A 23,265-nucleotide genomic window follows, 5' to 3' on the forward strand; every position below is an offset into this window, starting at 1 on the left:
GCTGGCGGGTTTCCCCTCATCAGAGAGTTTCTAGCAATGCTGTTTAGCGGCGCTATTTAGCAGGGCGGCGGGAATGCCGCCTCCTGATGCTGACGCGCCTTAGACGCCAACAGGCTCAGCACCTCCTCCAGCTCCTCGCTACCGGTAGCAAACGGGTCCTTACACACCAGCGTGTGCTGCGGGTAGGCGTTGAGCTTCAAATGCACCCAATCCACGGTGAACTGCTCCCCCGCCGCAATCGCCGCGTTAATGAAACGCGAACGCTGCAGAGCGCGAGTGTTCGGCGGCTGAGTCTTCGCCGCCTCCGCAGCACCCTCAGGCAGGATGCGCTTGACCGCACCGCGACGAACCAGCGCATGGAAGACACTACGCTCCGGGTCGATGTCGTGGTACGCCAAATCCAGCTGACGGATGCGGGCGCTCGCATAATCGGCAGGCTGACCAGCCGCGCGGGCGCGGGCAATATACGCATCCAGAAGCTTCTTCTTAATCGCCCAGTCAATCTCAGTGTCAATGCTGCTGTAGTCGCCGGACTCGATAGCGTCCAGGGTGCGCTGCCACAAGTCCAGGGCGTATTCCACGTGACGGTGGTGCGCGCCGTACTGCTGCACGTACTGGCGTGCCGCATCCAGGTAGTGACGCTGAACGCTCAACGCCGTGTAGTGCTTACCGTCCGTGGTTTCGAAGGTTGCGGTGCCGGTCAGGTCGTGGCTGATAGCGCGCAGAGCCGCCGGAACAGACACAATATCCAGGCTGGTGACCGGGAAGCGGTCCTCCAGCATGCGTAGCACCAGGTCGGTGCTGGCAATCTTCAGCAAGGTCGTCGGCTCTGCCATGTTCGAATCACCGTTAATGACGTGCATGCGGCGGAACTTCGAAGCGTCCGCGTGCGGCTCGTCGCGCGTGTTAATGAGCGGGCGAGCGCGCGAGGTTGAGGTGGATGCCGCCTCCCAAATATGGTCGGCACGCTGCGAGAACGAGTACGAGGGCACACCCGTGCTGGACGCCGGGTCGGTCGAACCGGGCACCGGGCCGCCGTTCGGGTGGGTCTTACCGGCGCCGACCAGAATCTGGCGGGTCACCAGGAACGGCACGAGCTGCTTAATCAGGTCGTTGAACTGCAGTTTGCGGCTGATCAGGTAGTTCTCGTGGCTGCCGTAGGAGTTGCCTGCCGAATCCACGTTGTTCTTGAACAGGTACAGTTCACCGTCGAGGGGGCGGCCCTCCGAACCTGCGAGCAGGCGCTTGCGGGCGGTACGCGCCAGATCAGCGAAAAGCAGCTCACCGGCGCGTTCCTGCGCGAGTAACTCGTCAATGCTGCCGCATTCGGCGGAGGCGTACTCGGGGTGCGAACCCACGTCAAGGTAGAGCCTACCGCCGTTGGGCAGGAAGACGTTCGTTGAACGCCACTGATCCAGGACGGGCTTGAAAAGGGCGGCGGCGGACTCTTCGATGCTCAGCCGACCGAGCCCGTGCGGGACGTAGCTGAGCCCGAATTCGCTTTCAATGCCGAAAATACGGTGTTCCATGATGCTGACCCGGCGTAAGGGTGTGCCGGTTACTCGCCGCCCTTCTGGACGAAGCCGGTGACGAAGTCTTCAGCGTTCTCAGCGAGCAGGCCGTCAATTTCGTCGAGCAGGTCGTCGACCTCGCTCACGTCAGAGACAACGTGGGAGGCAGCGAGGGTCAGTTCCTGCTCCTGCTCGGCTGCGGTGGTTTCGGTCTGCTGTGCGCTGATGCGTTCGCGGCTCATGGTTCTCTCCTCAAGGGGTTTTCGGTTGTGGACAAATAAGTTTTTAGTGGGGTCGGGTGCGGGGTGTAAGGGTTTTGGTACCCGGACCTTACTGCACCCTACCTGTGGGTTATGTGGTTTTTACTCTTCCGAATGGGGGTATTCGCCCCGGGGAAGAATATGAGTTTATGTGGGTTTAGGGGGGTGCTACTAGCGCAGGCGGTTCAGCAGCTCATCCGAATGGTTCACCTCATCCAGCAGCGGCTCCACCTGGGCGGCACCGTACCGGGTCGGCTCCATCATCGTAAAACGAGTCAGATCCTTCGAATACCTGCCACGGCAGGACACCGTATCCCAGTTAATACCCAGAATCTCCTCCGGCCAACGCGCCATCAACGTGCCACGCAAAAACGCGCGAGTCTCACGCGGCGGCTCGGTTGTCGCACGCTCAATCTGCTCAGCAGAGAACAGCGTACGCATACGGCCACGCGCCACCAGACGGTGATACAGGCTCTTCGACGGGTCAATATCAGCGTACTGCAAATCCAAAGCCTTCAACTTCGGATTCGCATAATCTACGCCCTGAGCGACATAACCGCGCACCAGCGCATACTTCGCCACCCAATCCAGACGATCCGCCAGCGAGAGCGGGTTGGTTTCCAGGGCGTACAGAACCTCGCCCCACAGGTTGAGGATCTGCGCGGTCGCAGCATCCACACCCGCCGGGTTCGACTCCTCGTGCGCACGGGAGGCCTCATAGTAGGCGCGCTGAATCTGCAGGGCGCTCGCCGAACCACTCGTGGACACCGGGTTCGGCAGGGTCGCCGAAGACGGCGCCAGCGGCAGCTGAACCGACAGCGACAAATCGTGGCTGACCGCGTGCATCGCCGCCACCGGATCGGACAGGCGCACACCCGGCAGTACGGGGTGCTGCTCGCTGTGCGACTCAATCAGGTTCATCACCAGCGCCGCCGTACCAAACTTCAACAGGTTCGAATAGTGCGACATGTTCGCGTCCGCCGGAATCACGTGCAGGCGGCGGTACTTCGCCTCATCCGCATGCGGCTCATCGCGCGTATTCACAATCGGGCGGCGAATCGTGGTCTCCAGACCAATCGTGCGCTCAAAGAAATCAGCACGCGAACTAATCTGAAAACCCGGAACCTCACCGTGCGTACCAATACCCACACGGCCCGCACCCGTAAAAATCGCGCGGGTCGCAAAGAACGGCAGGAGCGCCTCCGCAACCTGCTCAAACGGAACATCACGGCTAATCAGGTAGTTTTCGTGGGCGCCGTACGACTGGCCCTTCGAGTCGGTGTTGTTCTTGTACAGCTTCACCTGCGGCAAATCCTGCGCGTGGTTGCCCAGCTCCACCAGCGACTCGTACGCCAGCGCGTCACCGGCAGCGTCATAGAGCACCGCGTCGGCGGGGGTCAGAACCTCCGGTGACGAATACTCCGGATGCGCGTGATCCACATACAGACGCGCACCATTGGGCAGAATCGCGTTCATGGTCACGCGGTCCCAATCCAAGCGCTCCGGGAAACCACCGCGGCCGTGCACACCGGCGAGCGCATCCAGAGCGCTACGCGGCTCGGCGGGCTCACCCGGTGCCTGCACGCCAGCCTCGCGCATAATCTCCAGGGCGATATCTTCGCTGGTCAGCTCGGTGCGGGTGTGCGTCATCTGGCTCGAGTGGGCGGTGGAGGCGTCCTGAACCTGACCGAACGCATCACGCAGCGGCGATTCGGACTCACCCAGCCACTGACCCTCGGGGGTGGTGGTCGAGTAGTTCTCTGCCTGGCGTGCCTGCTCGGCGGTCAGCTCATCCGCCAGGGCGCGGCGCTGCAGCTGCTCGCGGAAAGCGGCGCCGCGGCGGAACGCGAGCTTGGCGTAGGTGTTGACCACCAGGGCGGACAGCACGGTCGGGTTGGTGCCCGGCGCGGAGGGGGCGATGACGCCGTACTCGGTTTCGGCACCCATAATGCGGTGCACGCCGTAACTGGGGGTGGAGTTCATGGGGTTCTCCTGAAAAGTTCTATACCATCTAAAGGCTTTGGACCTGCGGTAATGCTGGGTTGATGCGGGATAAGCGCGCGGTGTGGGCTAAGCGCACGGTTGAGTGGGCGCGCGGTTTAGCGCGGCGGCTCCACCGACACCAGGCGGCCACGCACACCGGCGACGGTGAGCGCATCCTCAATATCGGGCAGCGGCGGCAAGTCCACCTGATCCTCGAACTCGGCGCGTACCGCCTCCAGCAGGTGACGGGTACCAATACCCACACTCGAAGCGTCCGCACCGGCGGTCAGCGCCTGCAGCTGCTCCTTAATCGCGGCCTTCTTCGCGCGGTCCACAATATTGCGAATCACCGCACCCGAAGCGAAATCGCCGCGGTACAGCGTGTGCGTGGACAGGTTCGCGCTCGCACCAGAACCAACGACCATGGAAGAATCCACGGTCGCCACAGCGTACGCCGTGGAGGGGGTGCGCGCGTACAGCTGACCTGCCGCCGCCGCAATCATCGCGGTCAGGGCGGCGCGGGTCGAACCGGCGGCGGCCACCTCCGCAGCGTCCAGGGGCAGGTCCTCGGTCAGGTACAGGCCGAAAATCTCTGCCGCACCGGCGGCATCCGGGCGGTTAATGCGAATCTTCAGGTCGAGTCGGCCCGGGCGCATCACCGCGGCATCGATGAGGTCTTCACGGTTGGTCGCACCAATGACGATGACGTTCTGCAGTGACTCCACACCGTCAATTTCGGCCAGCAGCTGCGGCACGATGGTCGTCTCAATATCGGAGGAACGACCCGAACCGCGCATACGGAACAGCGACTCCATCTCGTCAAAGAACACGACAACCGGGTGGCCCGCCTCCGCCTTCTCACGGGCGGCCACGAAAATATCGCGGATCTGACGCTCGGTCTCGCCCACGAACTTATCGAGCAGCTCGGGGCCCTTAATGTTCAAGAAGTAGCCGCGAGTAGCCGAACCCGGGTTCAGCGCAGCCGCACGAGCCGCCAGGGAGTTCGCCACAGCCTTAGCAATCATGGTCTTACCGTTACCGGGAGGACCGTACAGCAGAATGCCCTTGGGCGGCGCCAGGTGGTAGCGCTCAAAAATCTCGGGGTGCAGGTACGGCAGCTCCACCGCGTCGCGAATCTGCTCGATCTGCGCGCCCAGGCCACCAATCTGCTCGTAGGTGACGTCCGGAATCTCTTCCAGAACCAGCTCCTGCGAACGGGAAGCGGGAACCTGCGAGGTCAGCATGCGGGTGCGCGTGTCAAGGGTGACCGCATCCCCTGTGCGCAGCTGCTCAATGTCGAGGGAACCAGCCACACGCGCCACCTGCTGAGCACCCGAGGACGTATCAACCAGCACGCGCTGCTCATCCAGCACCTCACGCACGGTCACCACGTCACCGAAGGGCTCGGTGTCCAGGGCGAGCACCGCCTCCGTCTTGTCGTTGAGCAGCACGGTCATGCCGGGGGTCAGCGTAGACAGGTCAATGAGCGGGGACACGGGAATACGCATCATGCGGCCGCTCACCTGAACATCCAGGTAGGTGTCAATCTCGGCGGGAGTCTTATCGTCCGCGACCTGCTCGTAGGTCATGGTCTGACCCTCATGCACCGCCAGCACAATCGCCGAATTCAGCGGCGGCATAACATTCTGCGACAGGGAGGCGCGCAGACGCTCCACCTGGTAGCGCATGCTGGTGATTGCCTCAACGAGCTTGCGGTTCTTCTCCCCCGCACCACGAATCTGTCGGCTCATATTGTCGCGGGTTGCCTCCGCCGCGGAGAGTCGACGCAGCACGGCATCATACTCCTGCGCGCTGACGGGCTGACTGCCGGGCAGGGAGGTCGACCCGAAAGCAGCCGAGTAGTGCGGTGCCGCGCTGGCTGCACTGTGGGCGGTGCCGTACTGGGGGGTTCCTGCCTGATCTGCAGATTCGTGGGTGGACACGGTAGCTCCTTTAGCTGTTCGTCCTAATCGGCGGCTACTCGGTGCGGGTGGTTGGGCACAGTGAGTAGCCTGGTGAGTGCACTGCGGGGGCTCCAGGCAACGCCCGTGCCCCCGCAGGTCAAAGGTGGTTCAAATTATTCGGCGGAATCAGTCGCCTCAGCTGCTGCGCTGTCGTTCTGCGCGCCGCCGTTTTGTTCCAGCGCAATCTCGTTTGCGCGTGCGGCGTGAGCGGCAAGGTTCTTCGCATCGCGGGCTGCGCGGCGAATCTTCTTATCGGTCACCTCACGCTCACCCACGTTCATGGGGATCCACGCGTTCATATCCTCTTCAGAGAAGTCAGTCTTGGACGCGCGACGCTTCGGTGCCAGACGCACCGCACCGTCAGCCAGGCGACGAGCCACGACCAGGAACGCAGTGTGTGCAACCATGCGGTGGTCGGGGCGGACCGCCAGGCCCTCCACGTGCCAGCCGCGCACAATGGTTTCGTCGCATTCGGGTTCGGTGAAGCGGCCGTCCAGGCGCATGCCCTCAACCAGGCGGGACATCTGGGTTACGGTCGCAACGTAGCAGATGAGCACGCCGCCGGGTGCGAGCGCCTCCGCAACAGCGTCCAGGCATTCCCAGGGTGCGAGCATGTCGAGTACGACGCGGTCGACGCTGCCGGGCTCCTCAACCTGCGGCAGGGTGTCCTGCAGGTCGCCGATGCTCAGCTTCCACGCCGGGTGGGGGCCACCGAACATGGTTTCAATGTTGCCGCGGGCAACGTCTGCGAACTCTTCACGACGTTCGAAGGAGTGCACGCAACCGTAGTCGCCGACTGCACGCAGCAGCGCGATGGACAGTGCGCCGGAGCCGACGCCGGCCTCGACGACGCGTGCGCCGGGGAAGATGTCTGCCTTGACGATGATCTGGGCGGCGTCCTTGGGGTAGACGACGGCTGCGCCGCGCGGCATGGAGAGCACGAAGTCCTTGTAGAGGGGGCGCAGCGCCTGGTAGAGGATGCCGTGAGTGTTGGGGATGACGGTGCCTTCGGGTGCGCCGATGAGGTCGTCGTGCTTGAGGAAGCCCTTGTGGGAGTGGTATTCGCCGCCTTCGGCGAGGGTGATGGTGGTGATGCGGCCGCGTTCGTCAGTGATTTGGACGCGCTCGCCGGGGCGGAAGGGGCCGCGGCGGTTGATTGCGCCGGTGGGGGTGTGGGTGCCGCTGCTCACGGGGTGATTCTCCTCGGGTTTGGGTCAGTCTGTGCTGTTCGCGCTTTGCGGCGAACTGTGGACGGAAAAAGTCCTTTTCTATTTTAGCGGAGTCTGCAAATCGGCTGTGGCGCATTACCCCGCGGGCGTGATAACCGGGAAGCTGGTTTCTTGTGCGGTCAGCCCTGGATACAGTGGAAAACGCAGGTATAAAAAAGCACGAGGGTAGTGCTCACGATTATCACCGTGGTACTACTCCCCGCACTTTTTACTATCTATGCAAGACGATATGAGGTATCTCCAAAATTTGCCTCGATACTCAGTTTGCCACCGAGTGCCTCAATGTAGCGCTTAAGAGTGCTGATTTGAGTCTTATCAAGGTCGCCTCGTTCCAACTTGGACACGCTGTTCTGAGAGACATTCAGCTCAGCAGCAATATTTTGCTGAGTCATCTGGGCCTGCTCTCGAAGTTCACGGAGTCGATATGCACGTACTTCTGCAATCATCTCTTCGGTGAGCGCGTCAACAGCTTCACGGTTGTAGGGACGAAGAGCGTACAGTTCGTCCATTACTGATGTAGTCATTTTTCGTCCTCCTTCCAAATGGTGTTGTGTGTGGGTAAGACCATGCAGTCTTATAAATTACGTAGATGCTCTTTGTAGATTTGTTCAGCACGAGGAACGTTCGTGCGGTACCACTTATTCCAGTTTCCCGACTTATCTCCTGCAACGAGCATAACGGCTTGCCTTCGGGGATCAAACACAAAAAGTATGCGTATTTTACTTTGACCTGAGGAGCCTGGCCTGAGCTCCTTGAGATTTTTAATAGTTGAATATTTGATGTTGTCAACCAGGGGCCTGCCAAGAGCAGGGCCTTCCCTTTCAAGAACCTGAAGAGAGGCAACTACCTGCTCGTAGTCATCGTCACTTAGCTCTTGAAGCCAGGATTGAATATACCGGAAGTCGATGTTCCACATACTCCAAGAATAAACCCTGTAGGTTGTATTTTCAATACGGTTGAAATGTAAAAGTGTATTGAAGGCGCAGAAAAGCGCAGGGCGGCAGCCACGGCTTTCACACCGTAGCGCCGCTCCTGCGCTTCAACGTTTCGTGGGGTGTTGTCCCTAGAGGACCACGCCCAGGCGTGCCGCCAGGATGTCACGCACCAGCGCGCCACCGCCGACGGTGGTGTCCGCCAGAGCCTTCACAGCCCACGCATCCACAGCCGCCAACGCCGCCGGAGCGTTCAGGTCCTCGCCGAGCGCCTCACGCACAGCGGCCAGCAGCTCAACAGCCGCCTCATCGGTGACACCTTCGGAACCCTCACGGCCCTCAGCCACCGACACCGCATGACGGTACGTATCCAGGCGGGCCTTCGCGTGCTCCAGCAGCTCATCAGTCCAGAACCAATCCGAACGGTAATGCTGACCCATAATCGCCAGACGCACCGCGTTCGCGTCCTCACCTGCCGCGCGCAGACGCGAAACCAGCACCAGGTTACCGCGGGACTTGCTCATCTTGTGGCCGTCCAAACCGACCATGCCGGTGTGCGCGTAATGCTTAGCGTGCGGGCGTGCAGACACAGCCCACGAATGGCCCGCACCCAAATCATGGTGCGGGAAGGTCAGGTCGTTACCGCCCGCCTGAACAGTCAGCGAACCATCCACAAAACGGCGGGCAATCATCGTGCACTCAATATGCCAGCCCGGGCGGCCCGCGCCCAGCTCGCCGGCATCCCAGCTCGGCTCGCCCTCACGCTCAACACGCCACAGCAGCGGATCCAGTGCGTCACGCTTACCGGCACGGTTCGGGTCGCCGCCGCGCTCAGCGAAAATCTCCAGCATCTCATCACGGCTCAAGTGGCAGACCTCGCCCGGCGCCCACGAGTAGCCCTCAGCGTTCGCGGGCAGCTCACGCACAGCCTTCAGATCCAGGTACACGTCACCGTCAGGATGCACCACACCCTGCTCATCCGTGAAACCGGGTACGCGGTACGCCAGGCCGCGGCGGAACAGGTCCTCAATCAGCGGGAACAGCCACTCAATGGACTCCACCACGCCCACATAGTGAGCCGGCGGAATCACGTTCAGCGCCTTCATGTCGGTGCGGAACAGCTCCGTCTGATCCTCAGCCAGCTCGCGCCAATCCACGTTCGTCGCGGTCGCACGCTCAAGCAGCGGGTCGTCCACATCGGTCACGTTCTGCACGTAGGTGACCGGCACGCCCGCATCCAGCCAGGCGCGGTGCAGCAAGTCAAAAGCAACATAGGTGGAGGCGTGACCCATATGCGTTGCGTCGTACGGGGTGATACCGCAAACGTACAGGCTCGCCGCCTTATCCTCCTGAACCTGAACAATCTCACCGGCAGAAGTATCAAAAATGCGCGGCAGCGCAGCCTGACCGGGCAGAGTCACAGAGGCGGGGGCATCCCAAGCTCGCATGGGTTTCCTTTCCGTAAAAACGCCCACAACCGGTGGACGCGCCACACCCGCCGCCCAACCTCAAGGCATGCGGGTGCCAAAAAATCTACTCCAATAAGAATACCCGCCCGTGAGAAACTCACGGACGGGTATGTCATATCACGCTGAGGGCTAAAGCCTTAGAACGCCGAAGAAGTAGCGTTCAGAACGCCAGTGCCCAGGCCAACGAAAATCAGGATACCGAGCGCAATGCGGTACCAGATGAAAATGCCGTAGGACTTCGAAGACACGTACTTCAGGAACCAGCCAATCATCAGGTAACCCACCACGAACGCAACCAGAGTAGCCACGATAGTCGACGGGATACCGTAGAAGCCGGTAGCCTCCTCGCCGGTGACCACCTTGAAGGTCTTGTACAGGCCAGACATGAACACGGCGGGCATCGCCAGAAGGAACGAGTAACGTGCCGCAGCCTCACGGGTGTAACCCATGAACAGACCCGCAGTAATCGTACCGCCCGAACGAGAAACACCCGGAATCAGTGCCAGCGCCTGCGCGCAACCGTACAGCAGGCCGTGACGGAACGTCAGGTCCTTCAGCTCACGCTGCTCGCGGCCGAAACGGTCCGCAAGACCCAGGAACACAGCGAAGACAATCAGCATAGTCGCCACAATCCACAGGCTACGGAACTGGGTGTCAATGTAGTCTTCCAACAGCAGACCCAGAACACCGATAGGCAGAGAGCCAATAATAATCAGCCAACCCATGCGGGCATCCGGATCGTTACGCGGCACGCGGCCGGCAAGAGCACCAAACCACGCCTTCAGGATGCGAACAATATCGCGCCAGAAGAAGATCAGAACCGCAGTCTCAGTACCCAGCTGGGTGATTGCGGTAAACGCGGCGCCCGGGTCAGCCTTCTCCGGCAGGATCTGGCCAACAATGTTCAGATGCGCCGATGATGAAATCGGCAGAAATTCGGTCAGGCCCTGAACAAAGCCCAAAATAATTGCTTGAATCCATTCCACGCATTCAAGGATACAGGAGGCGCGCCCGCCCGGGGCGGTTCACCGAAGGTGATGTGGAACCTCCGCAAACCGCCCCGTCCACACTGTGAAACGCTCAGGGTGCCGGTTCAAGCGGTACACCGCGGTGCAACCGGGGCTTATCTACGGCTCATCCATGGCTCGAGGAAGCCGTACAAACACCTCAAATGCGCGCTCTCCGGCGCGTCGAAGGTGCGTCAACGGCGCAAGCACACTAGCCGCACGACCAGTCAAAAACACCAGTCTCAAAATCAAAAACAGCGCTACCGCACCCAAAATTCAGCACATCAAACTCATCGAACTCAATATAACGAGCCGTCAGACCCTCCGGCAGAGCCTGCGCATAAAAATGAGTGCCACCCAGGTGAGTACCCACCGCAATCAGCGGCTTCGCCCACTCAAACCACGCCGAATCCTCCGCATCCCAATCGAAAGGACTCAAATAACCAGTCTGCGAGTCCACATTCTCAAACACATCACTGGGGACCTTACCGGCATTCGGGTCATCCGTCGGAACCCACCCCACAAGAGCAGGCTTACGGTCCAGCGGCTGTTGACGATCCGCCAAAGCCCAGGCGCTGAAGCTCTCCTCCTCACCGCGATGCTCACCGGGCCGGCGCACATCCTGCGGCGGCTCCGTACGGGACGAGAACTCCTCCTCGCTCAGGTACAGCACCGCAAACTCGGCATCCAAAATATCGCGCAACAACAACTGATACGGATGCACCCGCGCCTGCGCATACTGCACCTCAAACGGGTCATCACTAGCAGCATTAGCAACACCCTCAGTCGCCTCATCCTCAGCGAACTGGCCATCACCAGCGAAGAAAGAGAACGCCACCACACCCGGATACTTCTGCGCATCCGGCAGGTACTCCCCCGGCAACCTCACCGTAAAAATATGCTGCATCGGCAAACCAGTAAACGTACTGCGCGGCCACTGATCCTGCTCAATACCGGGACCGGTCGAACCCACCCACCCAGCCTCCCACACTTCGGCAGAACCGGCAGGCAGAGCAGTATCATCACCACCGCGCAGCTCATAATTCCAGGCCCGGACAGAAGAATCGGTGCCCGCCGCATCAACGGGGCTAAACACCATCGCGTAGCTTTTCATGAGAGTTCCTCCCAGCAGATTATTCGCCCCACAGCACGCCGATGCACACAACACCTGCGCACATTAACGCGTAAGGGCGGGATACATACTCCCAGTATGCATCCCGCCCCCACATCATGCACGGTCAACGGTCATCAGCCAGCGGTCACCCGCAAACCTTGCACAAAGCATGTACGGCTATCGCCTACGCCTGACGCTCATCACGCAGCGCACGGTTCACAGCCGAAATCATCGCCTTCAACGCCGCACGAGTCGTCGAGTTGTCCACACCGATACCCCACAGCACGCGAGAACCAACAGCAGCCTCAACGTAGCAGGCAGCGTTAGCAGTCGACGAAGACGACATGGTGTGCTCCGAGTAATCCATCACGCGAATATCCACGCCCTCGCCCGAAAGGATGTTCTGCAGAGCATCCACCGGACCGGTACCCGAAGCCGAACGAGTGTACGTGTGACCATCAATGTTCAGACCAACACGCAGAGTAGTCGCACCGGTATCAGCCGAATCAATGTTAATCGACTCAATACGGTACTTACCCCAACGCTTCTCCGTGTCGGTTGCGGGCAGGTACTCATCCGCGAAGATGTTCCACAGCTTCTGGCTGGTCATCTCGCCGCCCTCAGCGTCAGTACGAGCCTGAACAATCTTCGAGAACTCAACCTGAGCACGACGCGGCAGATCCAGGCCGTGATCCTGCTTCAGCAGGTACGCCATGCCGCCCTTACCGGACTGCGAGTTCACACGAATAATCGCCTCATAGGTACGACCCAGATCGCGAGGATCAATCGGCAGGTACGGAACCTCCCAGTACACCTCATCCACGGTCTTACCCGCCTCAGCCGCGGTACGCTCCAGAGCCTCAAAGCCCTTCTTAATAGCGTCCTGGTGAGAACCAGAGAACGCAGTGAACACCAGGTCGCCACCATACGGCGAACGCTCATGCACCTTCAACTGGTTGCAGTATTCAACAGTCTTACGGATACCGTCAATATCAGAGAAATCAATCTGCGGATCAATACCCTGGGTGTACATATTCAGACCCAAAGTCACCAGGTCAACGTTACCGGTGCGCTCGCCATTACCGAAGAGGCAACCCTCAATACGGTCAGCACCCGCCAGGTAGCCCAGCTCAGCAGCAGCCACGCCGGTACCGCGGTCATTGTGCGGGTGCAGCGACAGCACAATGTGCTCGCGGTGGTTCAGGTTGCGGTGCATCCACTCGACAGAGTCGGCGTACACGTTCGGGGTAGCCATCTCAACGGTAGCGGGCAGGTTCACAATCAGCTCGCGGCCGTTCTGACCGACCTCCAGCTCCTCAGCCACAGCGTTCACCACGCGAGCCGCGTACTCCAGCTCAGTGCCGGTGAAGGACTCAGGCGAGTACTCGTAGATAACCTTAGTGTCAGAGATCATCTGCTCTTCGTACTTGCGGCACAGGCGCGCACCCTGCAGGGCGATATCCAGCACGCCCTCCTGATCCTGGTTGAACACCACGCGACGCTGCAGCACGGAGGTCGAGTTGTAGAAGTGCACAATCGCCTGCGGCGCGCCCTCAATCGCCTCAAAAGTGCGGGCAATCAGGTGCTCACGAGCCTGCACCAGAACCTGAATGGTCACATCCGAAGGAATGTGGCCGTCCTCAACGAGAGTGCGCACAAAATCAAAGTCAGTCTGCGACGCCGAAGGGAAACCAACCTCAATTTCCTTGTAACCCATCTTCACCAGCAGCTTGAACATCGCAAGCTTACGGTCGGTGTCCATGGGATCAATCAGCGCCTGGTTGCCGTCACGCAGATCCACTGCGCACCAGCGCGGAGCCTTCTCAATGACCTTATCCGGCCAGGTGCGGTCCGGCAGGTCAACAACAATCTGCTCGTGGAAAGGGCGGTACTTGTGTACCGGCATGGGGCTGGGCTTCTGGTGGTTTTTCATGATGAATTTCCTGTTGGTTGGTCCGTCTCGCTCTACCCCAATTGTGGGGCTCGTACCGTGCCGGGTATCGGTCCCCGGCAGCCGTGGTCAAGGCGGTGCATCAGAAAGGATGCAAAGGTGAGATGCCGCGTCAAAAAGCCGGAACGGTTGCGGCAGATTCTAGCGTGCCCCGTTCCGGCGAATAAGCAGCAGGTTCACTGCCTGGCGGGTAACCCCGCGCATGCTCTCACCGTCAATAGTCATGCCTCCACGCTATCACAGGGGTCGGAGGCGGTGGCAGGGCACCCGGGAAGCCGTCCATCATCTGGAAAGAATTAACGGCAAAGGGGCGCAGCCACCATTACTGGCGCTACGCCCCTCACTCAATATTCACGCATCTGTGCTATACCCTAGCTAGAACCTAGTAGGCGAAAGCAGTCTGGCACTTATTCTGATCAGCAGTCTGACCGGTCGCGTTACCCGCAATCGCAGCCTCCTGCTTCTCCATCGCCTCACCGGACGGGAAGTCAGTACCAATCGTCACCGACACGCCCTGAACCTCTTCGGTCGCCACCACTCGGGTCACGTTCAGCTTTGCGGCGATTTCCTTCGCCTCCGCCTCGTAACCGGTCGAGTAGAACACCGTGGTGAAGTTCGTCGGGTTAGCCGAAGTACCCGGAGTAACATTCGAGTAGCCCAAGCCCTCAACCACCGAAGCGATCGTAGCCGAGCGGCCATCCAGACCGGTCGCGTTGTACACGCTCACCGGAACCGTACGATCCAGCTGAACCGGAGCGGCAGAAGTAGCCGGCGCCTCCGGAGCCTTCTCCTCCTTCAGCGACTTATCGTCACGCAGACGCTGGAACACGTTCGCAGCATCCGCAGAAACCTGCAGGCGGTTCGCATCCTGGCTCCACGGCTCAGTCGGCACCGTCGCAAACACAACATTCGACAGGTCCACGCCACCAAGAGTCGCACCAACACCCACCAGAGTGCTGATATTACCCAGATTCTTATCCACCGTCACGTTCTGAGTAATCGCCTCAGCAATGTTAATCAGACGGCCCGGATTCGACAGAGTACCCTCGCTCTTCACCTTACGCAGCAGCGAAGACAAGAAGCCCTGCTGAGCCTGAATACGACCAATATCGGAACCATCCGAGAAGCCGTGGCGGCTACGCAAGAACGCAAGAGCCTGCTCACCCTCAACCGAAGAAGTACCGGCAGGAAGCTTCAGGCCACTGTACTCGTCATCAATCGGAGCGTCCACACACACCTGAACGCCGCCAACAACCTTCGACAGCTCCTTCACAGCGTTAAAGTCCACCAACATGAAGTGGTCAATATTCACACCGGTCAGCTTGCTAATGGTCGCCACAGTACAACCGGCACCACCGCGAGACAGAGACTCGTTAATCTGAACGTTCTCCTCAGCCGGGTACACGGTGCCGCTCTCAGGATCAGTACACTGCGGCACATCAACCATCAAGTCACGCGGGAACGACAGCACGCTCACGTTCTTACGGTCCTTGCTGATCTGCAGCAGCATCATCACGTCCGCGCGAGCCTCAGAATTGCGGTCATCCTCATCACCGTACGCACCGTTATTACCCTTACGGGTATCGGAGCCAATCACGAGAATGTCCAAGGCGCCGTTCTCCAGGCCGTCCTTGTAATTGCTGATGTTCAGCTCCTGAGTATGCAGATTATTGCGCATACGCAGAGCCAACACGCCACCAAAGCCAACAACAATGACGAGCATGCAAGCAGTAAGCAGAGCAATCCACTTATTGCGGTTTGAGGTCAGCACCGTCGTGCGCATATGACGACCGGTGCTTCGTAAACGAGGTGCCTGGGGCATACCTTTTCTCTTTCTGCCGGTGAGCAAGTGCTTTCTCAGAGTAACACTCTTCCCTATGAGCGCCGAATGAGAGTGAAAAGTTTCACCCGGAGGCATGCACATATTTCTGCAAGCCACCGGGTGAAAACAAGGATGCCTACTAGAATCCCAGGCGGTTCAACGCACGCGCGTCAGACTGCCACTCCTTCGCAACCTTCACATGAATATTCAAATAAATGCGGGTACCGAGCATCGCCTCAATCTGCTCACGAGCCTTCGTACCAATCTTGCGCAGATTCGAGCCGCCCTTACCGATAATGATGTACTTCTGCGACTCACGCTCCACATACAGGTTCACATGCACATCCAGCAGCGGGTTATCCGCCGGGCGGCCCTCACGGAACTCCATCTCCTCAACCGTCACAGCAATCGAGTGGGGCAGCTCCTCACGCGCACCCTCCAGAGCAGCCTCACGCACCAGCTCCGCGATGAGGGTTGCCTCCGGCTCATCGGTCAGCTCACCCTCCGGGTACAGCGGCGGCGACAGCGGAGTGTACTGCGCCAGCAGGTCAGCAACCGCATCCACCTGGAAATGCTTCACAGCAGACACCGGGATAATCGCAGCCCAGCCGCCCTTACCGTCAACCGGCATCGGCTCAGCAACCTCACCGGCACGGCGCTTAGCCGCAGGACCCGAACCCTTCGCGAAAGGCACAGCATCATTCTTGCCGCCCTTACCCTTCTGCTTCGCACGATGCGCGGCACGCTTAGCACGAGCCGCACGCTCAGCGCTCATGACCTCCTCGCCGAGCGCCTCAACAGCCAGCAGCTGCTCACGCAGCTCCTCAGAGCTCACAGTGTCAGCCTTCGTCACAATAGCAACCACCGGCTTATTGCTCGACGCCACCAGCTGCGACGCAATGTAACGGTCACCCGGGCCAATCTTCTCATTCGCCGGAATGCAGAAGCCCAGCACATCCACCTGCGAAAGAGTGCTCGCCACCAGGTCGTTCAGACGCTCACCCAGCAGAGTGCGGGGGCGGTGAATACCCGGGGTGTCCACCAGAATCAGCTGGTACTCGTCCTTGTGCACAATACCGCGGATCGTGTGGCGGGTCGTCTGCGGACGGTTCGAGGTGATAGCCACCTTCTGACCGACCATAGCGTTCGTCAGAGTAGACTTACCCGCATTCGGGCGGCCCACCAGCGACGCGAAGCCCGAACGGAAATCCGCCGGGTAGGTCGGCAGCGGGGTGCTCAAGTCCAGAGTGCTCAAATCGAGCGGGGTGTACTCCTGGTCCATTGTGTTTCTCCTTATCAAACCCCGTGCGGGGTGTATGGGATGCCAGCCTCATCTGCCTGCGCCTTCCGGGGCGGGGCGGCCGACTCAAAGTGTGTTAGGGAAAATGCGGCGTCTATATTCGATATCTAGCGGTTGCCGTGCTGATCGATTGCAGGTTCAGCCTCTGCAGCATCTCCCGGAAGATCCGGATGCGCATGCGGCTCAGCCACAGCGGGCGGCTCCGTATCCATGGTGAGGATGTCAGCAACCTCCGCGGAATGAGGCTCCGAGGAACCCTCAGCGCTCTCCTGCTCATCACGAGGCGGCTCGTACCACGCCTGCAACATGTCCACCTGGTGGCGGCGGCCCGACGAACCAATCGCACGGATATGAATGCCGTCAATCTCAATCTCAGAACCAACAATCGGCACCATACCCAGATGCTTAGCGAGCAGGCCACCCACCGTATCAACATCTTCATCGTCGAGTTCACGACCGAAAATCTCGCCCAGCTCATCAATACCCAGACGGGCAGAGAGACGGAACGTGCCGTCATCGTTCAGCGTGTACTCAGGGCGTTCGTGATCGTACTCGTCAGAGATATCGCCGACCAGCTCCTCAATCAGGTCCTCAAGCGTGATCAGACCGGCGGTGCCGCCGTACTCATCAACAATAATCGCCACGTGCGTGGACTCACGCTGCATCTCACGCAGCAGGTCCATGGCGCGCTTCGACTCGGGCTCAAAACGAGCCGGGCGCATCAGCTCAACCACGGTCGGCAGGGCGGTACCTTCGGGAGCCTCGCCGTGCAGGATGAAGGCGCGCATCGCGTCCTTCAGGTAGAGCACACCCAGAATCTCATCGCTCGAATCACCAATCACCGGCATACGCGAATAACCCGAACGCAGGAACAGGCTCAGCGCCTCACGCAGAGGGGTGTCACGGCTGGCGGTGAGCATGTCGGTGCGCGGAACCATGAGCGAACGGATGCGGGTATCGTCCATCTCAAAGACGGACTGCACCATCTGCGCCTCGTCGTCCTCGATGGTTTCAGCGTCGGAGGCGCGGTCCAGGAACTCGCGCAGCTCCTCCTCATCGAACACGCCCACCGGGGCCTCAGCCGAACGTTCCGGCGCCAGGCGCACACTGAGCTTATCGAGCAGACCGGTCGCCGGGCTCAGCAGAACCGACAGGTAGTGCACCGGGCGAGCCAGCACACGAATCGACGCGACCGGGCGGTTACGTCCCAGAGCACGCGCCAGCACATGCAGAATCGGGTAGCCCACCAGCGCAACAATCACGAGGGTCAGCACGATGGCGAGCGCGTGCACCTCAACCAGGTTCAGCAGGCAGGTCATGGTGGCGAGCACCGCGGCGGCTGCCGCAATGAGGCGGGTCAGGCGCAGCGGGTGCGTGTACGCCTCGGAGTCACCGTCGAGGGTGCGCTGCAGGACGCGGGCGCCGAGGGTGTCCGGGTGTGCCTCCACTGCTTCCTCAGCCTCGTTGTGCGGCAGGTAGGTGAATGCGGTTTCGGCGATTGCCGCAACCACGGTCAGGCAGAGCGCGAGAACGGCGAGGAGGGCTGTGAGTAGAATGTCCACGCCGCTCCCCTAGTGTCGGGTTTCGACCGGTGCCGGGCGACCCAGGAACTCTTCGAGGATGGAGCGCTGAATGCCGAACATTTCAGCTTCCTCTTCGGCGGTGCCGTGGTCGTAGCCCAGGCAGTGCAGAATACCGTGGGTGGTGAGCAGGCACAGCTCATCGAGAGTGCTGTGACCCGCATCTGCGCCCTGACGTGCGGCGACGGGCGGGCAGAGGATGATGTCGCCGAGCATGCCGCTGGAGGGGTTTTCGGGGGTTCCCGGTTCCAGCTCGTCCATGGGGAAGCTCATCACGTCGGTTGCGCCGGGCAGGTCCATCCACTCGATGTGCACGCGTTCCATTTCGTCTTCGTTCACAATGGCGATGGACAGGTAGGTGTCATCGGCAAGGTGCATGCGTTTGAAGGCGTGCTCGACGAGGCGGGTGAGCACCTCGGTGTCTACCGCTTCGAAAGATTCGCGGATGAAGGCGTCGGTTACCGGGTCGGCACCGGTTGCGGGTTCTTCACAGTCGAATTCGATCTCTGCCACCGTTTAGCGTCCTTCCGGGGTGGTCTGTGCGTTGTTGGGGTTCTGCTCGGCGTTCTTTTCGGAGCCGCCGTTGATGCCGGCGCGGTCCAGCAGCTTCTCGGCTGCGGCCTCGATGGTGGCGCGCTTGACCTTGCGGTTGCGCTTGCGTTCCATTGCCTTCTGGTCTTCGCCCCACTGGTCGTATGCGGACACAATGTTCGACACCAGGGTGTGGCGAACCACGTCGGAGGATTCCAGGATGCTGAAGTGAATGTCCTCCACGCCCTGCAGAATGTTGCGCACCTGCTTCAGGCCGGAGGCGGCACCACCGGGCAGGTCGATCTGGGTGATGTCACCGGTAATGACCATCTTCGAGCCGAAGCCCAGGCGGGTCAGGAACATTTTCATCTGCTCGGCGGTGGTGTTCTGTGCCTCGTCAAGGATGATGAATGCGTCGTTGAGGGTGCGGCCACGCATGTACGCCAGCGGTGCGACCTCAATGGTGCCCGCCTCCATGAGCTTGGGGATGGTTTCGGGTTCGAGCATGTCGTGCAGTGCGTCGTAGAGCGGGCGCAGGTACGGGTCGATCTTCTCGTTGAGGGTGCCGGGCAGGAAGCCCAGACGCTCGCCAGCCTCCACGGCGGGGCGGGTGAGGATAATGCGGTTCACTTCGTGGGTCTGCAGCGCCTGCACAGCCTTCGCCATGGCGAGGTAGGTCTTACCGGTACCCGCCGGGCCGATACCGAAGATGACGGTGTTCGCGTCGATAGCGTCCACGTACTTCTTCTGGTTAATGGTCTTGGGGCGAATCGTGGTGCCGCGGGTGGAGAGGATGCTGGTGGACAGCGAGTGCGCCGGGTTGCTCAGTTCGTCACCGAGCATGCCCATGAGGCGGTGAATGACCTGCACGGTAATCTGCGTGTCGTGGCTGGAGAGTACGCGCAGCTCGTTCAGCAGCTTTGCGGCGGTGTTGACGGCCCCGGAGGGGCCGGTGATGAGCACATCCAGGTCCTTGGGGCGCAGGCTAATCTGCTCGAAGTAGTCCTCGATAATCGCCAGGTGCGCGTCCTGCGGGCCGAGCACGGCGATCATTTCTGCGGCGCTCTTGAAGGATACGGTACGCGCGGTCGAGAGAGGTCGGGAGGTAGTCATATGGGCTCCTTGGCTAGTGATGTATTTACAAGTATAGATGCGCGTGATGCACCACGCACCGGTGGATTCCTGTCAGCTAGGTTCTATCGGAGGGAATCCAGTAGCGGGCGCTCTACCAGCGGCCCAGCACCACGTTCAGGGTGCACATGGCGGCAGAGCCAGCGGTGGAGGAACGCAACACCTCGTCACCGAGTAGTGCCAGCTGCGCACCGGCATCGGTGAAGAGCTGCACTTCGCGGTCGCTGATGCCGCCTTCGGGGCCGACGAGCAGGTAGATCTCTTCGGGCAGGTTCTCCGCCTCTACAAGCTTGCGTGCCAGGGCGCTGAGGCGTTCGGTCGCCTGCTCATGCAGGATGAACACGGCGGCGGACTGCTCAGAGACCTCCCCGGCAACTTCTTCAATGAGTTCGACCAGGTCGGCGGTGCTGTACAGGTCGTACACTTCGGGAATGAGCGCACGGCGCGACTGCTTCGCCGCGGCAGTGACGGTATTCTGCCACTTGGTGTGTGCCTTGGAGGCGCGCTCCCCCTTCCAGCGCACGATGGAGCGGTCCGCGCTCCACGGAAGCACACCGTACACGCCCAGCTCAGTCGCGGTTTCGATGGCGAGCAGGTCGCGGCCGTCCTTCGCGAGCGCCTGCACCAGGTAGATGGAGGGCACGCTACGTTCCTCGCGTAGCTCCTGCACCAGCACGCTCACGCCGTCCGCGTTGATGGAGGCGACCGTACCGAGTGCGCGGCGGCCGGTGCCGTCACCCAGGTCGATGCGTTCGCCGAGCTCAAGGCGCTTGACGAGGGCGTGCTTGCCTTCGGAGCCTCCGAGCGCGCAGGTGGCGCCGGGGGTGAGTGCGTCGTATTCTTCCGTGCTGATGTAGAAGATGGGGGCGCTCATGGTTCTCCTTGAGGTGCGGTTTGAAAGCGTGGGTAGTGTGCGGGTGGAGTGTGAAATAGGTGTGTAGCTTAGCGCGGGCGCGTACAGCTCAGCGCTGACAGGAAAGCGGCGGGTGCGGGTTGAGTACCGCACCCGCCGCATCCTCAGCTTGGTGTAGGGATCCTACTTGAACTGGTCCTTCAGACGGGAGAAAAGACCGCCGCGGTGCTTGACCTGCGAACCTTCGGTGAGGGATTCACCGCGCAGGGCGGCGAACTGGCGCAGCAGTTCACGCTGTTCTTCGGTCATGTCGGTGGGGGTGACCACCTGGATACGCACCAGCAGGTCGCCGCGACGCTCGGTGCCGAGCACGGTTGCGCCCAGGCCGTTGAGGGTGATCACGTCACCACTCTGAGTGCCTGCAGGGATTGCAACTTCCTGGTCGCCGTCGAAGGTCTTCAGCGGAATGGTGGTGCCCAGCGCCGCCGCAACCATGGGGATGTTCACGGTGGTGACCAGGTTGTCACCCTCGCGGCTGAAGTACTTGTCACGCTTGACGTTCAGGTCAACGTACAGGTCGCCGTTGGGGCCACCGTACAGGCCTGCCTCGCCCTTGCCGCGCAGGCGGATACGCGCCTGGTCGTGCACACCGGCGGGAACGTTGAAGGTCAGCGGAACGTCTTCACGTACGCGGCCCTGACCGTGACATTCAGGGCAGGGGGTCTTGATGACGGTGCCGTAGCCGTGGCAGTCGGGGCATTCAACCTGCTGCATGACGGTACCGAGGATGGACTGCACGCGACGCTGCATGAAACCGTGACCGGAGCAGGTGGTGCAGGTTTCGGGCTGGGTGCCCTCTGCGGTGCCTTCGCCGTTACAGGACTTGCAGGTCACGGCGGAGCGACGCTCAATAGTCTTCTCAACACCAAACACGGCGTCCTGCAGGCTGATGGAGACGGTAATCAGGTCGTCCTGGCCCTGACGCATGCGGGATGCGGGGCCGCGGGCACCTGCCGCGCCGCCGGTGAACATGTTCAGCAGGTCCTCGAAACCGCCGAAGCCGCTGAATCCGCCGCCCGGGTAGCCGCCGCCTCCGGGGTAGCCTGCGCGGCCCTGTTCGTCGCCGGTGGTGTCATAGTTGCGGCGCTTTTCGGGGTCGGAGAGCACCTCGTAGGCGAGGGTGACGCGCTTGAACTCTTCGGCTGCGTCCTCGGAGGGGTTCACGTCCGGGTGCAGCTGGCGTGCCTTCTTTCGGTACGCCTTCTTGATCTCTTCGGGGCTGGCGTCGTTCGATACGCCGAGAGTATCGTAGTGGCTCATGCGTTTCCTTCCTCTCGAGACGATGGCGGTGCTCGATGAGTGCACCGCCAACAATGGTCGTATCAATTCTAGGGGATACTACCCCCGACCCGATACAATGGCTAGGCTGAAAGGGGGTCGCTCCCGCTATCCGCTTAATCTGCGGTGCGTGTGCCCCTGAAATCGGCTCCGTAGTCCTAGTTGCGATTTATCACCCCTACCGCCTGCGAAGATTGCCCCGAAGGAGAATACGTTGAGTACCCACCACTCCCCCTACGGCTGGGGTGCCCAGGATCTAAACGCCGCCCGCATGAGCCGCCAGGCGCCGGCCCCGCGTAAGGTGCCGCTACGCCGCGGACTGCTGATTGAGGATATTAACGGCTGGGTGGGTGAGGTCGTGAAGGCTGAACGCATCGGCGGTGCTCTCTTCTTCGGACTCGAGGATGCAAAGGGTCGCGTAAAGAATTTTCCGCTGGGTCCGGGCTACCTGATTGAGGGTGAGCCCGTTGAGATTGTCGCCCCGGTGGCGGCGAAGGAGCCGAAGCGCACGATTTCTCGTTCCGGTTCTATCGCGGTGAAGAACGCCCCCGCTCGGGTGGCGCGCGCCTCCCGCATCTGGGTTGAGGGTCTACACGACGCCGAGCTCGTGGAGAAGGTCTGGGGCCACGATCTGCGCGTTGAGGGCATTGTTGTGGAGCCGCTGCACGGCGTGGATGATCTTGCCGGTGCTATTCGTGAGTTCGCGCCGGGCCCGGGCCGCCGCCTGGGTATTCTGGTCGACCACCTGATTGAGGGCACGAAGGAGCAGCGCATTGTTGCCGAGGCGCTGGCTGTACCGGGTGCCGCCGGGCACGTGAAAATCGTGGGTCACCCGTTCATCGATATTTGGCAGGCGGTCAAGCCCTCGGTGTTGGATTTGAAGGCGTGGCCACAGGTGCCGCGCGGTGAGGACTTCAAGAAGGGCACGCTGCGTCGTCTGGGTCAGCCGCACGAAACGCAGGCGGATGTGGCGCAGGCGTGGAAGCATATTCTCTCCCGCGTTGACTCCTACGCTGACCTGGATCCGACGCTGCTCGGCCCGGTCGAATCGCTCATTGATTTTCTCACCGAGCCGGGTGCCTAGCCCCACCCAAAACCCGCTATTGCGCCCCCGTCTGCGGGCGCAGGTGTGAATTTGCTCAGAACCTTTCCCTCGAGGGCATTATCCTGTGGGTTTTGTTCCCTAAAGCGGTACAATAGTTGAGCGTGTGGCATTGCCTCTGTGGGTTTATGTTGCACCATCACTACACTCTTAGGTCACCACCGCTCAAACGATTTGCCTCTTCGGAG

19 protein-coding genes are annotated in these 23,265 nt (G+C 60.9%); 1 reads left to right on the top strand and 18 read right to left on the bottom strand.

Annotation, left to right across the window (positions count from 1 at the left end; genetic code table 11):
* Positions 1-56: 56 nt before the first annotated feature.
* The 18 genes from pafA to dnaJ form a co-directional block, all read right to left on the bottom strand.
* Positions 57-1,529, bottom strand: coding sequence for a Pup--protein ligase (gene pafA, locus ROTMU0001_RS05955; protein WP_005508669.1), 1,473 nt, complete (start codon positions 1,527-1,529; stop codon positions 57-59).
* Between the two features lie 29 nt (positions 1,530-1,558).
* Positions 1,559-1,753 (bottom strand): ubiquitin-like protein Pup, encoded by a 195-nt coding sequence (locus tag ROTMU0001_RS05960; RefSeq protein ID WP_005506016.1) that lies wholly within the window; start codon positions 1,751-1,753, stop codon positions 1,559-1,561.
* Between the two features lie 189 nt (positions 1,754-1,942).
* Entirely contained in the window at positions 1,943-3,754 is a 1,812-nt protein-coding gene (gene dop, locus ROTMU0001_RS05965) for a depupylase/deamidase Dop (protein WP_005508670.1), read from the bottom strand.
* Between the two features lie 116 nt (positions 3,755-3,870).
* Positions 3,871-5,697: a proteasome ATPase gene (gene arc / locus ROTMU0001_RS05970; protein ID WP_005508671.1), complete on the bottom strand. Its 1,827-nt coding sequence runs from the start codon at positions 5,695-5,697 to the stop codon at positions 3,871-3,873.
* Positions 5,698-5,831: 134 nt separating this feature from the next.
* Positions 5,832-6,908, bottom strand: coding sequence for a tRNA (adenine-N1)-methyltransferase (locus ROTMU0001_RS05975; RefSeq protein ID WP_005508672.1), 1,077 nt, complete (start codon positions 6,906-6,908; stop codon positions 5,832-5,834).
* A 254-nt stretch (positions 6,909-7,162) separates the two neighbouring features.
* Positions 7,163-7,471, bottom strand: a complete 309-nt coding sequence (locus ROTMU0001_RS05980; RefSeq protein WP_005508675.1) for a helix-turn-helix domain-containing protein — start codon at positions 7,469-7,471, stop codon at positions 7,163-7,165.
* 50 nt (positions 7,472-7,521) lie between these two features.
* A complete protein-coding gene (locus tag ROTMU0001_RS05985; protein ID WP_044142711.1) occupies positions 7,522-7,863 on the bottom strand; it encodes a type II toxin-antitoxin system RelE/ParE family toxin in 342 nt (113 codons plus the stop codon).
* A gap of 147 nt (positions 7,864-8,010) precedes the next feature.
* Positions 8,011-9,327 (bottom strand): cysteine--1-D-myo-inosityl 2-amino-2-deoxy-alpha-D-glucopyranoside ligase, encoded by a 1,317-nt coding sequence (gene mshC / locus ROTMU0001_RS05990; protein WP_005508676.1) that lies wholly within the window; start codon positions 9,325-9,327, stop codon positions 8,011-8,013.
* A gap of 158 nt (positions 9,328-9,485) precedes the next feature.
* Entirely contained in the window at positions 9,486-10,334 is an 849-nt protein-coding gene (locus ROTMU0001_RS05995) for an undecaprenyl-diphosphate phosphatase (protein WP_005508677.1), read from the bottom strand.
* A 232-nt stretch (positions 10,335-10,566) separates the two neighbouring features.
* Positions 10,567-11,469: a hypothetical protein gene (locus ROTMU0001_RS06000; protein WP_005508678.1), complete on the bottom strand. Its 903-nt coding sequence runs from the start codon at positions 11,467-11,469 to the stop codon at positions 10,567-10,569.
* A 184-nt stretch (positions 11,470-11,653) separates the two neighbouring features.
* Entirely contained in the window at positions 11,654-13,402 is a 1,749-nt protein-coding gene (gene leuA / locus ROTMU0001_RS06005; protein WP_005508679.1) for a 2-isopropylmalate synthase, read from the bottom strand.
* Between the two features lie 400 nt (positions 13,403-13,802).
* Positions 13,803-15,242 carry an LCP family protein gene (locus ROTMU0001_RS06010; protein ID WP_044142714.1) on the bottom strand — a complete coding sequence of 480 codons (1,440 nt, stop codon included), beginning with the start codon at positions 15,240-15,242 and terminating at the stop codon, positions 13,803-13,805.
* Positions 15,243-15,381: 139 nt separating this feature from the next.
* Entirely contained in the window at positions 15,382-16,524 is a 1,143-nt protein-coding gene (locus ROTMU0001_RS06015; protein ID WP_005508682.1) for a GTPase Era, read from the bottom strand.
* Between the two features lie 125 nt (positions 16,525-16,649).
* Positions 16,650-18,104, bottom strand: a complete 1,455-nt coding sequence (locus ROTMU0001_RS06020) for a hemolysin family protein (RefSeq protein ID WP_005508685.1) — start codon at positions 18,102-18,104, stop codon at positions 16,650-16,652.
* Positions 18,105-18,113: 9 nt separating this feature from the next.
* Positions 18,114-18,635 (bottom strand): rRNA maturation RNase YbeY, encoded by a 522-nt coding sequence (gene ybeY / locus ROTMU0001_RS06025; protein ID WP_005508686.1) that lies wholly within the window; start codon positions 18,633-18,635, stop codon positions 18,114-18,116.
* Between the two features lie 3 nt (positions 18,636-18,638).
* Positions 18,639-19,766, bottom strand: a complete 1,128-nt coding sequence (locus tag ROTMU0001_RS06030; RefSeq protein ID WP_005508687.1) for a PhoH family protein — start codon at positions 19,764-19,766, stop codon at positions 18,639-18,641.
* A gap of 112 nt (positions 19,767-19,878) precedes the next feature.
* Complete coding sequence (locus ROTMU0001_RS06035; protein WP_005508688.1) at positions 19,879-20,658, bottom strand: 16S rRNA (uracil(1498)-N(3))-methyltransferase; 780 nt, start codon at positions 20,656-20,658, stop codon at positions 19,879-19,881.
* 162 nt (positions 20,659-20,820) lie between these two features.
* Positions 20,821-21,957, bottom strand: coding sequence for a molecular chaperone DnaJ (dnaJ, locus tag ROTMU0001_RS06040; RefSeq protein ID WP_005508690.1), 1,137 nt, complete (start codon positions 21,955-21,957; stop codon positions 20,821-20,823).
* A 232-nt stretch (positions 21,958-22,189) separates the two neighbouring features.
* Between dnaJ and ROTMU0001_RS06045 the strand changes: the two genes are divergently transcribed.
* Positions 22,190-23,059: a DUF3097 domain-containing protein gene (locus tag ROTMU0001_RS06045; protein ID WP_005508692.1), complete on the top strand. Its 870-nt coding sequence runs from the start codon at positions 22,190-22,192 to the stop codon at positions 23,057-23,059.
* Positions 23,060-23,265: the final 206 nt, after the last annotated feature.

Origin of the sequence: Rothia mucilaginosa ATCC 25296, assembly GCF_000175615.1 — a bacterium.
GTDB lineage: Bacteria > Actinomycetota > Actinomycetes > Actinomycetales > Micrococcaceae > Rothia > Rothia mucilaginosa.